The sequence below is a fragment of the Comamonas sp. FUJ_7 genome (genome assembly GCF_057369555.1).
Map to the genome: position 1 here is coordinate 12,224 of NZ_JBXXZI010000006.1, position 16,047 is coordinate 28,270.

Annotated in this window: 14 protein-coding genes; 10 read left to right on the top strand and 4 right to left on the bottom strand. The window is 58.5% G+C overall.

Annotated features, from left to right (window positions below; genetic code table 11):
* Positions 1-24 precede the first annotated feature (24 nt).
* On the bottom strand, positions 25-942 hold the full coding sequence (locus AC2I9W_RS10205) for a LysR family transcriptional regulator (RefSeq protein WP_486409862.1): 918 nt from the start codon (positions 940-942) through the stop codon (positions 25-27).
* Positions 943-1,050: 108 nt separating this feature from the next.
* On the opposite strand from AC2I9W_RS10205, the gene gcl reads away from it, so the two are divergent.
* The 3 genes from gcl (at position 1,051) to glxR (ending at position 4,762) form a co-directional block, all read left to right on the top strand.
* Entirely contained in the window at positions 1,051-2,841 is a 1,791-nt protein-coding gene (gcl, locus tag AC2I9W_RS10210) for a glyoxylate carboligase (protein ID WP_486409863.1), read from the top strand.
* A gap of 125 nt (positions 2,842-2,966) precedes the next feature.
* The gene (gene hyi, locus AC2I9W_RS10215; protein ID WP_486409864.1) at positions 2,967-3,770 is read left to right on the top strand and encodes a hydroxypyruvate isomerase; all 804 of its coding nucleotides are present in this window, start codon (positions 2,967-2,969) and stop codon (positions 3,768-3,770) included.
* An 80-nt stretch (positions 3,771-3,850) separates the two neighbouring features.
* Complete coding sequence (gene glxR, locus AC2I9W_RS10220; protein ID WP_486409865.1) at positions 3,851-4,762, top strand: 2-hydroxy-3-oxopropionate reductase; 912 nt, start codon at positions 3,851-3,853, stop codon at positions 4,760-4,762.
* 110 nt (positions 4,763-4,872) lie between these two features.
* Here glxR and ggt read toward each other — a convergent pair whose 3' ends face one another.
* Entirely contained in the window at positions 4,873-6,666 is a 1,794-nt protein-coding gene (gene ggt / locus AC2I9W_RS10225) for a gamma-glutamyltransferase (RefSeq protein ID WP_486409866.1), read from the bottom strand.
* A gap of 251 nt (positions 6,667-6,917) precedes the next feature.
* Between ggt and uraH the strand changes: the two genes are divergently transcribed.
* Positions 6,918-7,268 (top strand): hydroxyisourate hydrolase, encoded by a 351-nt coding sequence (gene uraH, locus AC2I9W_RS10230; RefSeq protein WP_158392917.1) that lies wholly within the window; start codon positions 6,918-6,920, stop codon positions 7,266-7,268.
* Positions 7,269-7,410: 142 nt separating this feature from the next.
* Here uraH and AC2I9W_RS10235 read toward each other — a convergent pair whose 3' ends face one another.
* Positions 7,411-7,800 carry a DoxX family protein gene (locus AC2I9W_RS10235; protein WP_486409867.1) on the bottom strand — a complete coding sequence of 130 codons (390 nt, stop codon included), beginning with the start codon at positions 7,798-7,800 and terminating at the stop codon, positions 7,411-7,413.
* 325 nt (positions 7,801-8,125) lie between these two features.
* Here AC2I9W_RS10235 and AC2I9W_RS10240 point away from each other — a divergent pair, with 325 nt between their 5' ends.
* A complete protein-coding gene (locus AC2I9W_RS10240) occupies positions 8,126-8,710 on the top strand; it encodes a BPSL1445 family SYLF domain-containing lipoprotein (protein WP_486409868.1) in 585 nt (194 codons plus the stop codon).
* Between the two features lie 70 nt (positions 8,711-8,780).
* On the opposite strand, the gene AC2I9W_RS10245 is transcribed toward AC2I9W_RS10240, so the two are convergent.
* Entirely contained in the window at positions 8,781-9,200 is a 420-nt protein-coding gene (locus AC2I9W_RS10245) for a hypothetical protein (protein ID WP_486410112.1), read from the bottom strand.
* 253 nt (positions 9,201-9,453) lie between these two features.
* Here AC2I9W_RS10245 and xdhC point away from each other — a divergent pair, with 253 nt between their 5' ends.
* From xdhC to AC2I9W_RS10270, 5 genes are all read left to right on the top strand, one after another.
* Complete coding sequence (xdhC, locus tag AC2I9W_RS10250; RefSeq protein ID WP_486409869.1) at positions 9,454-10,284, top strand: xanthine dehydrogenase accessory protein XdhC; 831 nt, start codon at positions 9,454-9,456, stop codon at positions 10,282-10,284.
* A 299-nt stretch (positions 10,285-10,583) separates the two neighbouring features.
* Positions 10,584-11,858, top strand: a complete 1,275-nt coding sequence (locus tag AC2I9W_RS10255) for a urate hydroxylase PuuD (RefSeq protein WP_486409870.1) — start codon at positions 10,584-10,586, stop codon at positions 11,856-11,858.
* A 129-nt stretch (positions 11,859-11,987) separates the two neighbouring features.
* A complete protein-coding gene (locus AC2I9W_RS10260) occupies positions 11,988-12,626 on the top strand; it encodes a Crp/Fnr family transcriptional regulator (protein WP_486409871.1) in 639 nt (212 codons plus the stop codon).
* Positions 12,627-12,757: 131 nt separating this feature from the next.
* A complete protein-coding gene (locus AC2I9W_RS10265; RefSeq protein ID WP_486409872.1) occupies positions 12,758-14,944 on the top strand; it encodes a sensor domain-containing diguanylate cyclase in 2,187 nt (728 codons plus the stop codon).
* A gap of 141 nt (positions 14,945-15,085) precedes the next feature.
* Positions 15,086-16,018, top strand: a complete 933-nt coding sequence (locus AC2I9W_RS10270; RefSeq protein WP_486409873.1) for a LysR family transcriptional regulator — start codon at positions 15,086-15,088, stop codon at positions 16,016-16,018.
* The last annotated feature ends 29 nt before the right edge of the window (positions 16,019-16,047 follow it).

Below are 16,047 nucleotides of genomic sequence, written 5' to 3' on the forward strand. Positions count from 1 at the left end.
GCGATACCGGCATAGCGGGCCAAGTCAGCCGCCGCGCGGCAAATCCTCCCACCAGGCATCATCAAACTTGCCTTGCAGGAATGCGATAAACGACTGCACCTTTTGCGGCACCAAGCGCGGCGATGGGTAGACGGCGTGAATTTCCTGCTCGGGCAAGCGGCAGGTCTTGAGCACCTCCACCACGCGACCATCCTTGAGCGAGTCCTGAGCCACATATCGGGGCAGTGCGGCGATGCCCATGTGCGAGCGGGCAGCGGCCAGCAGGGCCGAGAGGTTGTTGGAACGCAACCTCCCCGTTATGGGGACGGAGACCGGCTCCCCGCTGGCGTTGCGCAGCCGCCAGATGTCGTTGCCCTGCACGCTGCTGTAGATCAGCGTGGAGTGTTCCTTGAGGTCGCTGGGGCGGCGCGGCGTGCCGTGTTTGCGCAGATAGGTGTTGGACGCAACCAGCGCCCAGGGGTTGACGCCCAGCATGCGCGCCCCCAGTGAAGAGTCGGCCAGCTTGCCCATGCGCAGCGCCACGTCGATGCCATTGGCCACTAGGTCGGTGTAGCGGTCCTCAAAGCTCAGATCGACTTGCACCTGCGGGTTGTGCTTCATGAATTCCATGGCCAGCGGAATCAGCACGCGGCGGCCAAATGCGACGGAGCTGCCGATGCGCAACTGGCCCTGCACCTGCGTCTGGCGCACCTTGACGACGTTTTCCGCCTCGGCCACATCGTTGACGATGATCTTGCATTTTTCGTAATACAACGCGCCCGCTTCGGTCAGGCTCACGCCGCGTGTATTGCGGTTGAGTAGCCGCACTTTCAAGCGCGCTTCCATGGCCGCGACCTGCTTGGTCACGGTGGGCTGCGTGGTGGCAAATTCCTGTGCGACCTTGGTGAAACTGCCGGTCTCCACCACGCGCACAAACATGTGCATGGCATCGAGTCTGTCCATGGTTTTGTCTCCTATTTATTCTTGGGTGGAATAAATTTTATGGTCTGAGATTGGCTTCCAGCAAGCAAAGGTCTTGACTAAAGTCCAACCAAGTTTTTAGGAGACCCCATGGCCAAAATGAAAGCAATCGACGCCGCAGTCCTGGTGCTCGAAAAAGAAGGTGTAAGCGTGACGTTTGGTGTGCCCGGCGCAGCCATCAACCCGCTGTACGCGGCGATGAAGAACCACGGCGGCATCGGTCACATTCTGGCCCGTCACGTGGAAGGCGCTAGCCATATGGCCGAAGGCTACACACGTGCCATTGCCGGCAACATCGGCGTGTGCATCGGCACCAGCGGCCCTGCTGGCACCGACATGATCACCGGTCTGTACTCGGCCAGTGCGGACTCCATCCCAGTCCTGTGCATTACCGGCCAGGCACCTCGCTCGCGTCTGCACAAGGAAGACTTCCAGGCGGTGGACATCGCATCGATTGCCAAGCCTGTGACCAAGTGGGCCACCACGGTGCTGGAGCCTGCTCAAGTGCCCCGCGCATTCCAGCAAGCCTTCCACCTGATGCGCTCCGGCCGTCCCGGCCCTGTGCTGATCGATCTGCCTATCGACGTTCAGCTGGCCGAGATCGAATTCGATATCGACACCTACGAGCCCCTGCCCGCCTACAAGCCAGCGGCTTCGCGCAAGCAAGCCGAGAAGGCCATCGCGATGCTCAACGAATCCGAGCGCCCTCTGCTGGTCTCCGGTGGCGGTGTGATCAACGCCGACGCCTCCGACCTGATGGTCGAGCTGGCCGAAATCCTGAACGTGCCCGTGATCCCCACACTGATGGGCTGGGGCACCATTCCTGACGACCACCCTCTGATGGTCGGTATGTGCGGTCTGCAGACCAGCCACCGTTATGGCAACGCCAACATGCTGGCTTCGGACTTCGTGTTCGGTATCGGCAACCGCTGGGCCAACCGCCACACCGGTTCGGTCGAGGTCTACACCAAGGGTCGCAAGTTTGTGCACGTGGATATCGAGCCCACCCAGATCGGCCGCGTGTTCGCCCCTGACTACGGCATCGTCTCCGACGCCAAGGCGGCTCTGGAGCAATTCGTTGCCGTGGCCAAGGAGTGGAAGGCAGCAGGCAAGCTCAAGTGCCGCAAGGCATGGGTGGCTGAATGCCAGGGCCGCAAGAACAGCGTCGAGTTCCTGCGCAAGACGAACTTCGACAACGTGCCGATGAAGCCCCAGCGCGTGTACCAGTGCATGAACAACACGCTGGACCGCGACACAACGTACGTGTCCACCATCGGTCTGTCGCAGATCGCCGGTGCCCAGTTCCTGCACGTGTACAAGCCACGCAACTGGATCAACTGCGGCCAGGCCGGCCCTCTGGGCTGGACGACCCCCGCCGCCCTGGGCGTGCGCGTGGCTGACCCCACTCGCAAGATCGTGGCCTTGTCTGGCGACTACGACTTCCAGTTCATGATCGAAGAGCTGGCCGTGGGCGCGCAGTTCAAGCTGCCCTATGTTCACGTGCTGGTCAACAACAGCTACCTGGGTCTGATCCGCCAGGCGCAGCGCGCTTTCTCCATCGACTATTGCGTGCAATTGGCGTTCGACAATATCAACATGGATGAGGGTGATGCGACCCGTGGCTACGGTGTTGACCATGTTAAGGTCGTTGAAGGTCTGGGCTGCAAGGCCATTCGCGTTCACCGCGCCGAAGACTTTGCCCCTGCCATGCAGCAGGCTCAAGCCTGGATGGCCGAGCACAAGACACCTGTGGTGATCGAGTGCATCTTGGAGCGTGTGACCAACATCTCCATGGGCGCCGAAATCGACAACGTGGTCGAGTTCGAAGACCTGGCCACCGAAAAGGCCGACGCGCCCAGCGCACTGGCCCTGCTGGATTGATAAGAAAAATCCCCCTGAGCGGCTTTGCCGCTTCCCCCTCTCTTTGCGGGAGGGGGATGACGCCTTCGCTGCGGGGTGGCCCTTGCTGGGCGTCCAACAATTAACGATTACCGGAGACTTTTACCATGCCCCGTTTTGCAGCCAACCTGAGCATGTTGTTCACCGAGGTGCCTTTCCTCGAGCGTTTTGAGCGTGCCGCCAACGCTGGCTTTGAAGCCGTGGAATTCCTCTTTCCCTATGCACACACCGTGGACGAGATCAAGGAACGTCTGGACGCGACGGGCCTGAAGATTGTTCTGCACAACCTGCCCGCTGGTGACTGGGATGCCGGTGAGCGCGGCATTGCCTGCGACCCCAACCGCGTGGACGAATTCCGCGCTGGCGTGGCCAAGGCCGTGACCTATGCCCATGCCCTGGGTGTGCCTCAGCTTAACTGCCTGGCTGGCAAGGTTCCAGCCGGTGTTGACGCTGCCGTGGTGCGCCGCACTTTCGTGGAAAACCTGCGCTTTGCCGCAGCCGCGCTGAGCGCCGCCAACATCCGTCTGCTGATCGAGCCGATCAACCCCTTCGATATCCCCGGCTTCTACCTGAACCGCACGGATGAAGCGCTGTCGATTCTGGACGACGTGGGTGCGCCCAATGCCTTCGTGCAGTACGACATCTACCACGCACAGCGCGTGGAAGGCGAGCTGGCTGCCACCCTGCAAAAGCAGCTGGGCCGCATTGCTCACATCCAGCTGGCAGACAACCCCGGTCGTCACGAACCCGGTACCGGCGAGATCAACTATCCCTTCCTGTTCGCACATCTGGACCGTATCGGCTACGACGGCTGGATCGGCTGCGAATACAAGCCCGCTAACGGCACCGAGTCGGGTCTGGGCTGGCTGGAGAAGATCGGCGGCTGGAAGAAGGTGGCAGTCGCTGCATAAATATAAAAAAGGCTGATAGTGATTGCTGAGTAAGTGCTGTCAGCTATCAAATTTGAATATTAAAAAGTTAGGAGAACACCATGAACGCATCTTCCCTCAAGCTGGGTTTTATCGGTCTGGGTATCATGGGCGCGCCCATGTGCGGTCATTTGATCAGCGCTGGCCATCAGCTGTTTGTGAACACACGTGGCAAAGCGCCTGCCACGATTGCTGAGACCAGCGCCACGCAGTGCACTACCGCCAAGGGCGTGGCCGAGCGTGCCGACATCATCTTCATCATGGTTCCTGATACGCCTGATGTAGAAGGTGTGCTGTTCGGTACGGATGGTGTGGCAGCAGGCCTGAAGGGCAGCAGCGGCAAGATCGTGGTGGACATGTCCTCCATCTCGCCCGTGGAAACCAAGGCGTTTGCCAAGCGTATCGAAGCGCTGGGTGCCCAGTATCTGGACGCACCGGTTTCCGGCGGCGAAGTGGGGGCCAAGAACGGCACCCTGTCCATCATGGTGGGCGGCCCTGACGAAGCCTTTGCACGCGTCAAACCTCTGTTCGAAAAGATGGGCAAGAACATCACTCTGGTCGGCGGCAACGGCGACGGCCAGACTGCCAAGGTGGCCAATCAGATCATCGTGGCGCTGAACATCGAAGCCGTGGGTGAAGCCTTGTTGTTCGCATCGCGCGCCGGTGCCGATCCCGCTCGTGTGCGTGAAGCACTGCTGGGCGGTTTTGCTTCTTCCAAGATTCTGGAAGTGCACGCCGAGCGCATGATCAAGCGCACTTTCGATCCCGGCTTCCGCATTGCTCTGCACCAAAAGGATTTGAACTTGGCGCTGTCCAGCGCTCGTCAGCTGGGCGTGTCGCTGCCCAACACGGCTCAGGCTCAAGAGCTGTTCAACAGCTGCGTGGCCCACGGCGGCGCTGCATGGGATCACTCCGGCATGGTGCGTGCTCTGGAAATCCAGGCGAACTTTGAAATCGGTCAGAAGGCCGAGTAAGCAAGTCTTAGGTGGGGAGGGTGACGCGCCGGGCGTACGGCGCTGTTATCCCAAAGAAAAAGCTGCGCTCGGGGGAGCGCGGCTTTTTGCTTTTTGATATTGAACGTGGCTTAGAAACCCATGGTTCTGCCATCCGGATTGCGCGGATCGGATGCGCCCAGCAGCAGGCCGTTGCGAATCTCAATGGTCTGGGTGCGGCCCATGGCGGGCTTGAGGGCGACTTTGTGGCCCCATTGCTGCAGCAGGTTCAGCGTATCGACGCTGAAGCCTTTCTCAATGCGCAGCTCGTCCGGTGTCCACTGATGGTGAAAGCGTGGTGTGGCCGCAGCCTCCAGCGGGTTCATGCCGTAGTCGATGTAGTTGACAATCTGCTGCAGCACCGTGGTGATGATGCGCGCCCCGCCTGGACTGCCGGTGACCAGAGCGGGCTTGCCATCCTTGAGCACCAGCGTGGGTGTCATGGATGACAGCGGCCGCTTGCCAGCCTGCACGGCGTTGGCATCGCCGCCGACCAGTCCGTAGGCATTGGCCACTCCGGGCTTGGCGGCGAAATCATCCATCTCGTTGTTGAGCAGGATGCCGGTGCCTTTGGCCACAATGCCGCTGCCGAAGTTGGTGTTCAGCGTGTAGGTCACGGCTACGGCATTGCCGGCTTTATCGACCACGGAGTAGTGCGTGGTCTGGTCGCTTTCATAAGGCTGAGGCTTGCCGGGCTTGATGTCCTGGCTGGGCTTTGCCTGCTGAGGCTTGATGCCTGTCGCCAGCGCATCGGCGTAGCGCTTGGAGATCAGGCCTTGCAGTGGGATCTTCACAAAATCCGGGTCGCCCAGGTATTCGGCGCGGTCGGCATAGGCCAGCTTCATGGCCTCGGTCATGTAGTGCACGCTTTGCGCGCTGTCCGCACCCCATTGCTTCATGGGCCAGCGTTCCATCATGTTCAGAATCTGCAGCAGGTGCGCCCCGCCGGAGGAGGGGGGAGGCATGGTTACGATCTGATAGCCGCGATAAGTGCCGCGCACTGGCTCACGTTCCACCACCTTGTAGTCGCGCAGATCCTCCAGCGTGATGGCGTTGGTGTGAGGGGCCATTTCTGCCGCAATCTTCTGTGCGATTTCGCCCTGGTAGAAGGCCTTGGCGCCTTGCTGGCTGATCAGGCGCAGCGACTGTGCCAGGTCTTTTTGCACCAGAGGCTCGCCGGCCTGCAATGGTGCACCGTTCTTCCAGAAAATGGCTTGCGTGGCAGGCCATTTGCCCATGTTCTTCTTTTCCTGGTCCAAGGTCTTGGCCAGCGTGATGCTGACGGGGTAGCCCTTGTCGGCCAGGGCAATCGCCGGTGCCATCACTGTGGACAAGGGCATGCTTCCCCAGCGTGACAGCGCATGTGTCATGCCGGCCACGGTGCCAGGAACGCCCACGGCATAGTGGGTGAACAGCGACTTGCCATCCACCACATTGCCCTTGTCGTCCAGATACATATTGCGCGATGCCCCTTTGGGCGCCACTTCACGAAAGTCCAGTGCAATGTCTTTGCCGCTCTTGGCGTCATGCACCATCATGAAGCCGCCGCCTCCGATGTTGCCCGCGTTTGGCAGCGCCACGGCCAGCGCAAAGCCCACGGCCACGGCGGCATCCACGGCATTGCCCCCGGCCTTGAGAATGTCCACGCCTATCTGTGTGGCCAGTTCCTGCTCGGTCGCCACCATGCCGTTTTTGGCCTCGACGGGGTGAAAGACATCCATGTCGAAGTCATAGGCCGCTGCTGCCGCTTGTGCACTGGCGTTCTGGGTGACGACTGCAGGTGCTGCCGTGGTCGATCCGGGGTTGGAAGCGGTGGTGCTGCACGCGGCCAGACTGACGACGGCGATGAGCAGACTGCTCGCTAAAGCGGTGGCGCGTAATTGCATGAGAGTCTCCTTGGCTGGTGTGGTGATGCATGAAAGCCATGCGGTGCAGACAGTTTAGAAGCGCTGACTTGTGCCAAAGCCCCACGGGCAGTGCCTTTTCGGGTATGTGCCTAGAAGTCAAGTCTGTACAGCCTTTGATGGAGTACAGAAACTGTATACACTTTGGTGCTCTAAGCCGAGGACGAATTCGTTCACGAGCTAGGGGATTGCAACAACCAGGGCAGGTCTGAACTGTCCATGAGGAGATTTCCATGGGACTGAGCACCCACGTTCTCGACACCATGAACGGCTGCCCCGCAGCTGGCATGGCCGTTGAACTGTTTTCCACCGAAGGCGAAAAAGCCACGCTGATCAAGAGCCTGGTGCTCAATCACGACGGTCGTACCGATGCGCCTTTGTTCGACAACAACACGCTCAAGGTCGGCACCTATCGCCTGACTTTCGATGTGGCTGCTTATTTCAAGGCCCGTGGTGTTGAACTGCCAGAGCCAAGTTTCCTGAACAAGGTGAGCCTGGACTTCGGCGTGGCCAATGTCGAGCAGCACTACCACGTGCCTTTGTTGGTCAGCCCTTGGAGCTACTCCACCTATCGCGGCTCCTGATAACTGATACGACTGCATGCCTCTTGGTGCGAGAGGCATGATTAATACCATAGCGGCTTGCGCTTATTAATCTTTGGTTTCAGTATGAAAGTTTATTGAAATCAAAGCATGACAAGCGCAGGCTGCTATTATTTTTGCGAAGTTATTTGCCTTTGGAATAAGCCATGGCAATCACCAAAGCGCTCACAAAATAAAAAGTCTGCAGCTCCAGCGCCCAGCCACCGGTGTTGTTGAGCATCAGAATCTGCCGCGTGTGCATGAGCGCAAATGCCACCAGCATGTTGACTGCAATCACCAGCGCGGCGGGAACGACCCACAGGCCCACCAGCAGCAGCAAGGGAGCAACCACTTCTCCCAGATAGACCGCATAGGCCAGAAAACCCGGGCCGCCCAAGCTTTCGATCTTGGCTTCTATGCTGCCGATTCCGTAACGAATCTTGGCCCAGCCGTGCAGCAGCATGAGCAAGGCCAGTGTCACGCGCAGCAGTACCAAGGCTGCCTTTGGGTGGTGAAAGTAACTCCAGAACTTCATGAACTTCCTGTCATCAGCGCTGTTTGCGTATCAATAATGCTAGCGCCTATTTCGCGCTGTTCCTTTCACGCAGCCGACATATTGAGAGCGTGAGCAGAGGGTGCTCTTGTGTCAGTATTTTTTGACAACTGGACTTGCCTTCTGTAGGCCGAAGGCGCAAGCTGTCGTTACAGGGTTGGCGGGACAACGTCGCGCACTAGCATCGTGTCAACCCTGCTTCCGGCTGCTTGAGCATCAGGGGATATGCAAGAGCTATGGATGCCGGAACTCAGGATCTTCAGACTTGGAATGTGTTTTCACATTCATCCCGTGAAAGGATTGAGGTATGCGTCAATTGACTTTGCGTTCTGTGGTGATGGCTGCTGCAGTGGCCGCTGGTGCCATGGCCATGACAGCCTGCACGACGACCAAGCCCGAGACTTCTTCTGCGCCTCGTGCCGATGCGACGACGGTGGATACTAGGGCCAATGCAGCTTTGGAGCGCCTGTATCAGACCGCTCCCGGCTCCAAGCAGATGGTGCAAAACGCCAAGGGCGTGCTGATCTTCCCCTCGGTCATCGGCGGCAGCTTTGTCGTGGGTGTGGAGCATGGCCGTGGCGTGCTGCGTGTGGGCGGGCATAACCGTGGTCACTACAGCACCACAGGCGCCTCTATTGGCTGGCAGGCTGGTGGTCAGTCCAAGGCTGTGATCTATGTCTTCAACACCCAAGAAGCGCTGGACAAGTTCCTCAACAGCAATGGCTGGTCCGTGGGGGCTGATGCGACGGTGGCTGCCGGCAAGATTGGTGCAAATGGCAGCATTGATACCACCACTGCTCAAGCTCCGGTCACCAGCTATGTATTGACCAATGCGGGTCTGGAAGCGGGCGTCTCGCTGCAAGGCTCCAAGATCACCAAGGTCGTGGAATAACCCAATAAATCGGCTCTGGCCTGAACGCAAAAACACCGGCCTTGGCCGGTGTTTTTCATGAATTTGTTTTTTATTGGCCTAGCTGACCTTCGGTCAGAGTGTCGAGCTGGAAGCGGCCTGACTTATCCCAGAGCCAGGTGTCGGTATAGGTCACGCTGCGCCCCGGTGCCGGAAACGGCGCAGCCGCACGTATGGAGCGCTCGATTTCTTGAGTGACTTCGGGTGCATGAGAGGGCTTGCGCAACCAGTTCAGCCTGCGAACGCGGCCCTGACCATCGAGCTGCACCTGCACTACCCCAATGGCATACAGCATGGGGGGGAGCATTCCACGATAAATGTGCTCGGGGTAGCGCTGGTACAGGTGCTGAGCAGCCTGCTTGCGATAGGCGGGGCTGGCCTTGTCGGCAGGTGTGGTACCTACACCTGGGCCTGAAGGTGCTGTCTGGCAGGCCGTCAGTACCGCAGTGACGGCGGTGATCAGGCCTGCCATCAGCCAGCCCAGAGGGCGGTTTTTTGGGCTATGGGGTGAATTGTGAAGATCGCGCATGCTTGCAAGCGTAGCGGCAAATTACGTAGCCCGAACGTAGGATGGGAGATAGGAGCCCATGTGGAAGGAAAAAACTGCAACCACTCGTCAGGCGGGGGCAGATAAGCATCTTGTTAAGGTGTTCATAAGCCTATCGCTCTGGAGCGCTCGGGAAAATGACTGAATATGGGCAATCAGTCATTAATAACATGCCGATATGTGGAGTGAGACACAGCAAGCCGTTCTGAGCCGTTTGACGCAGCAGCCCCTTTGCTGGGTCAAAGTGCAGGCTGCGCAAGGATCGGTGCCCCGGGAGGTGGGCGCCTGGATGGCGGTTTTCGCCGATGAGGTCATGGGCACGATTGGCGGTGGACATCTGGAGTGGCAGGCCATTGCGCAGGCTAGAAAGCTGCTGCAGCAGTGGAGGGAGTCGGCGGTGATGCCGCGAGAGCAGGTGCAAAGGTATGCCTTGGGTCCTAGCCTGGGGCAGTGCTGTGGCGGGGCGCTGGAGCTGCACTATGAGCGGTTTGAGTCGGGTGATGAAAAACGCTTGAAAGCCTTGATGCCTGAGCCCTCGCAATGTGTGGCTTTGTTTGGGGCGGGGCATGTTGGTCATGCGCTGGTGCGCATTTTGCGCAGCTTGCCGTACCGTGTGATCTGGGTCGATAGCCGTGATGCAGTCTTTCCTGAGCAGGAGCAGATAGGCGTGCATTGCGAACACTCCGACCCGGTGCAGGCTGCGGTGGCACAACTTCCATCGCAGAGTTCGGTCTTGATCATGAGCTTTAGCCACGCCGAAGACTTGGAGGTGGTAGCGCAATGTTTGCTGCGTCAGCGTGAAAAGGCGGACTTGCCCTTTGTGGGGCTGATTGGTAGCAAGACCAAGTGGGCCAGCTTCAGCAGTCGCTTGCGCAGGCGAGGTTTCTCGGAGCAAGAGCTGGCGCATATCACCTGTCCGATTGGCGTGTCAGGCATAGAGGGCAAGGAGCCAGAAGTCATAGCCGTCGCCGTGGCGGCTCAGCTGTTGCAGCAGCGGCGCATAGCCTGACGTATTCATGCCTGCCTTGAAGTGAGGCAGGCAGAGTGCTGTAGTTTCCAGGCTGCGGGTGCTGAATGTGGGAGCGATATTTACTTGACTGGCAGATGAGGTGTTCGGGAAATTACTGAGACTGTTTTTTTCTGAATCTATCGGTTTTCTTGCAGAAACTGCATACACTTTCAGTCGACAGAATGGTCGCAGCGGTGCCTCGCGCGTAGAGCTCGGGAGCGCGGCCTTTTCTTCTGCTCAGAGCGCCCGCAGTGGTGAGCAGGTTGTTCGGCAGCCCCACGCTGCCAAGGTTGAGAGCTATGGAAAGCTACATTCTCGACTGGGCCAACCTGCTGTTGCGGTGGCTCCACGTCATTACCGCCATCGCCTGGGTTGGCTCTTCCTTCTACTTCGTGTTTCTGGACAGCAGCCTGACGCCGCCTGTCGATGAGGACCTCAAGAAACAGGGCGTCAATGGTGAGCTTTGGGCCGTGCACGGAGGTGGCTTCTATCACCCCGTCAAGTTCAACGTCTCCCCTCCCAAGATGCCGGACCATCTGCACTGGTTCTACTGGGAAAGCTATACGACCTGGCTGTCCGGCTTTGCGCTGCTGACGGTCTCCTATCTCTGGAATGCCAACATCTATCTGGTCAATCCGGGTGACCCGAATGCCATGAGCGCTCCTGCAGCCATTGCGGCTGCTCTGGCTTTCCTGGTGGTGTTCTGGCTGCTGTACGACTTCATCTGCCGCACTTTTGGTCAAAAGAAAAATGGTGATGGCGTGGTTGGCGGCATGGTGTTGGTGCTGGTGTGTATTGCGGCCTATCTGGCTTGCCACATCTTCCCCGGTCAGGCAGCCTTCTTGCTGATGGGGGCGATGATTGCTACCTCCATGAGCGCCAACGTGTTCTTCTGGATCATTCCTGGCCAGCGTAAGGTGGTTGCAGCCCTGAAGGCTGGTCAGCCTGTCGATCCTTTGCATGGACAACGAGCCAAGCAGCGCAGTGTGCACAACACCTACTTCACGCTGCCTGTGCTGTTTGCCATGTTGTCCAACCACTATGGCTGGCTCTATAGCCACAAGTTGAACTGGCTGGTTCTGATCGGCATGATGTTTGCCGGCGCTGCCATCCGTCAGTTCTTTGTGATGCGTCACGGCTACAAGCTGGGTCGTAACAGCCACCCTTGGCCTTATGCCGCAGTGGGTGTGGTCGCTTTGATCGCTGTGTTTGCCTGGCTCAAGCCGGCCCCTTCGGCTGTTGCTGCTCCTGTGGCTAGCTCTTCTGCGGCGGTTGCAGCACCTGAGGCTCCTGTTGCTGCAACGCCTGAAGCAGCTGCACCTGCTGCAGATGGGGGAGGCTTTGCGAAGGTGAATGCTGTACTCCAGCAGCACTGTGTACTGTGCCATGGGGCAGCCATTCAGCAAAAGTCGGTACGCCTGGATTCGCCTGAGGCTGTGAAGTCTCATGCTCAGCAGATCTACCAGCAGGTGGTCCAGCTGCGCAAAATGCCTTTTGGTAATCCGGCAGCTTTGTCGGACGACGAGCGAAACTTGATCAAGATTTGGTATGAGTCTGGTGCTGCAGTGAATTGATACGCAGCTTGAAAAAGCGCTAAAGCAAAAAAGGCCGCAGCTTTGACTGCGGCCTTTTTGTTCAGTAGCCATGGCTTGTTGACTTGGCTCAATATGGACCTCTGCAAACCAAGGCACATTGCACGGCATATGTTCACTATGCCCTCCATGTCGAAAGTCGCTTCCACGTTTGGGCAGCCCGAGAGCTTTGCTCCTGGCTCGTGGCTCAGACAGCGTCGTCAACCTCTTGATTCGGTCTTGTACCTTGAAAGTGGCAGCGTGATGCTGGGCGTCGCGCAGGATTCGTCCATGCGCCATCAGTTGGGGCAGGTGGATGGGCCGACTTGGCTGGATGCGGCCTTTGCGCTGCAAGAGCGCTCGTCCTGCCTTGATATGCAGGCGCAGACGGCGGGCCGCATATATACCATTCCTCTGGCGCGCTTTCGTAGCTCGGTGGCGGAGTTGCCTCCTGCAGTGCAGCTCCTGCTCAAGGATTTGGCGCAGGCTTACTGCGCGCAGACTGAGCTGTCTGTCAGCCGCTTGGCTCAGGATGCAGAAGCCCGTTGTGCGCAATGGCTGCTGAATCATGCCAGCCCTGGTGCAACGGGAGAGGGACTGCATGTCACGCTCAAGGCGCGCAAGCGCCTGATTGCGGCACAGCTGGGCATTGCACCTGAAACCTTCTCACGTGTGCTCAGGCAACTCCGTGAGCATGGGCTGATTGCAGGGCGCGGCAATGTCATTGAACTGCCCAAGCCTGGCGCTTTGGAAGTGCTAGCACTGGGGTAAATGCCAGGAGTCTGTCAGCGAAGACGCGCTTGATCTTGCGCTGAATATGATCGGCAGGCGCTGTGTTTGCCGACAACTTCCGGGGTTTACTCTTGTTGGGTTGTTGGTGTGGGCTCTCTATATTGAAGTCCATGTCAGACGCGACTTCATCCTTGCAGGCAGAGCCACCTTGGGCTGCTCCGGCGCAGCCTGTGGATGTGTTTGTTGCGCCTGCTTCAGGCCAACTTCTCCGTGGCCCCGGCCCGATGTTGCTCAGCATGCTGCTCTTGGCTGCGGTGGCCGTTTTGCTGGCTGGCATAGGCTCGGCTGCCTGGGTGGCCTATTCCCAGCACAGGGCAGCCATGGAGGGTGTACTACCTGCACATACTAGGGCACTTGAATACGCAGGACGCTCTCTGGTCTTCAGGGTGGAGCAGCAGCAAAAGACGTTGAACAGTCTGGCGCAGGTGCTGGCTGATCGGATGCATGAATCCACAGAGTTCCAGGAAGCGCTGCTTAGCCCATCCTCCATCGCGCAGCAATATGACCAGGTTCAGCTGGCCAATGCTGAAGGGCGGCTCTTGATCAACCAGCATAAAAACTGGCTTGAACCTGTGGAGCAGTTGCAGGAGCCGCTGCGCGATGCTCTCAAGCGTTCTTTGGCCGAGGGGAAACCCATCACGCATGCCTGGGTGCGCTCCAGTGATGCTGGCTTGCAGCTGGAGTTTCAGAGCGTGGCCCCGGTGCGAGATGTGCAAGGACAGCTGCAGGGAGTTCTGGGGGGAAGCTACAGAACACCTTTATCCGTGCTTTTTAATCTCGAGGGTGCTTCCGCACAGGCCGACAGTCAGCTTTGGCTGCTGGATGGGGACTTCAAGCCTTTGGCTTTAAGTAGCAAAGGACAGTGGCAATTGCCTGGTGCCGCGCCGGAAGCGGCCTTGCCGGTGGAGATCGATCACGCCTGGCTCAGGGCCGCCCAGCAAGGTGCCGTCAGCGAGCTGGCGCATCACAAAGTCTGGAGTGCAATGCCCTTGCCATGGGCGCAATGGACTTTGCTCAAAGTAAGTGATGTCAAGACATGGTCTCCAGGTGTAACGAGCAAAACCGTGGGGCTGCTGAGTGCAGCTCTGCTGGTGTTGGTTTTGTTGCTGGTAGCTGGACTGAATCTGATTGCACATCCTCTGACGGCACTGTTCCGGTCTGCAGAGTGGGCATTGCGAAGAGGATTGATGCTGGAGGTGGACTCTTCGATTCGAGGCGCGCATTGGTGGCATGAACTGCCGGATCAGGACTGGGGAGAGGCACATGCGCTGCGTACTGCCTTGCAGGCGCTTGGCGGCGGATACGAAGCCCATGGCGAGCTGGAGCGTGAATTGCAGCTGCAACTGCAAACCTTGATGGATTACGCGCCAGTGGGGTTGGTGGTGACTTATGGGGTCAAGGTGCAGCGTGCAGGTATGCCTGCGGCACGAGTGCTGGGCTATCAGCCCAAGGAGATGCAAGGTTTGGCTGTGCGAGACATCTGTAGCTCGGATGCAGACTATGCGCAACTGATGGAGCGTGTACGCAGGTCTTTGGATACCTATGGCCAATTTGATAGCGAGGTCTGCTTTCTACGTAAGGATGGAAGGCCGATTTGGGTAAGAATTCACGGCCAGAGCATGCAGCGCATGCGTCGGTCGTGGGATCAACCGGGCAAGGTGCTGGATGAGCAGTATCTAGTCTGGGAGCTGGAAGATGTGACCACACAAAGGCAGGTGCGCGAGCAGTCGAGCTGGAAAGCCATGCATGACCCTTTGACACGCTTGCCCAATCGCACGGCTTTTGCATTGCGCCTGCAGGAGTGGCTCAGAGGCTATGCATCACCGGACTATCTGGAGAGCTTGGCAGTGGAGGGGGCGGTGATGCGATCGACTGCGGTGCCCAAGGTACACGGCATCGTCCTCTATCTGGATCTTGATCACTTCTCCCAGGTCAACCGTCTGGGCGGGCGTGAAGTGGGTGATGAAGTTCTTTGCCATATTGCACGTCTGATCGATACTGCAGTGCGCCCGCACGGCTGGGTGGCGCGGGTAGGTGGCGATGAATTTGCCATTCTCATGGCCGGTGTCAGCCGCGAAGAAGGGATGCGCCACGCTCAGCTGTTGTGCATGGCCATTCAGGACTGGGATGGCTCTTACCAGGGGCAGCGTTATATGTTGAGTGCCAGCATTGGCATGTTGCTACTGGATGCCCGCTACCACACTGCTGCCAGCGCTTTCAAAGGGGCGGACATGGCCTGCTACGCCGCCAAACGCAAAGGGCGCAATCGTGTGGAGGTCATGACTGCTGCTGCCTGATTGGGGCTTTGTTGTTGCAGTCGCAGCAAAGGGCAATCCCTTGGCTGTCGAAACGGGCCGACTGGGTTACGCTCTGAGACTGCTTTTGTATACAAAATGGATGCGGTCAACCAAGCTAACGATTCTGGCTGACCATGAGCTATGCGTGACCAAACCCTGTTTGAAAAGATAGATTTGCACCTGATAAGGGTATTGCACACGGTGCTCACAGAGCGAAGTGTGTCTCGTGCTGCATTGCGTCTGGGCATGCACCAGCCTGCAGTTTCGGCTGCTTTGCGACGTTTGAGAGAGTTGTCGGGCGACCCTTTGCTTGTTCGCTCGGGTGCACAGATGCAGCCAACGGATGTAGGCCTACGAATGGTTCAGCCTTCGGCAGATATTCTGCGTGCGGCAGAAGGGCTATTCAGTGATGCCCGGCAGTTTGATCCACGAACTTCCACGCGCACCTTTCGTATTGCCGCCAGCGATTATCTGGATCCGCAGTTTTTACCCAGACTGATGGCGGCGCTCAAAATGCAGGCCCCCCATTGCCCCGTGGAATTTCTGCCGTTGAGTGCAGAGGCTCATTACGAAGGGCAACTGGCTGAAGGTGAAGTGGATGTGGTCATTGGCAACTGGCCGAGTCCGCCTGAGGGCTTGCATATGGCCAAGCTGTTTGAGGACGAGGTCGTCTGCCTGGTCAGCCCCAAGCATCCTGCAGTGCGCCGCGGCTGGGATTTGCAGCAGTGGCTGCAGGCCGAGCACATTGCTCCGACCCCCGCCTATCCGGGCGCACAGGGAGTCATCGATGAGCAACTTGCGGGCATGGGACTGAGCCGGCAAGTGGTGGCGCGTTGCGCTCATTTCAGTCTGATCCCCGACATGGTGGCATCAAGCTTGCTTGTGCTGACCTCGGGTCGATTGTTCTGTGAACGCTTCAGTCAACGCCTGTCGCTGGCGATATTGCCTTGTCCTGTTCCGCTTCCTGTGCTGGTCTATTACCAGCTCTGGCATGCCCGTTCTCACCAGGGAGAAGCCACGCGCTGGCTCAGGGAGGTAGTGCGCAGCGTGGCACTAACGCTGCGAAATCAATAGCTTGTACTGTATTCCTGTTCAGCGCAGAG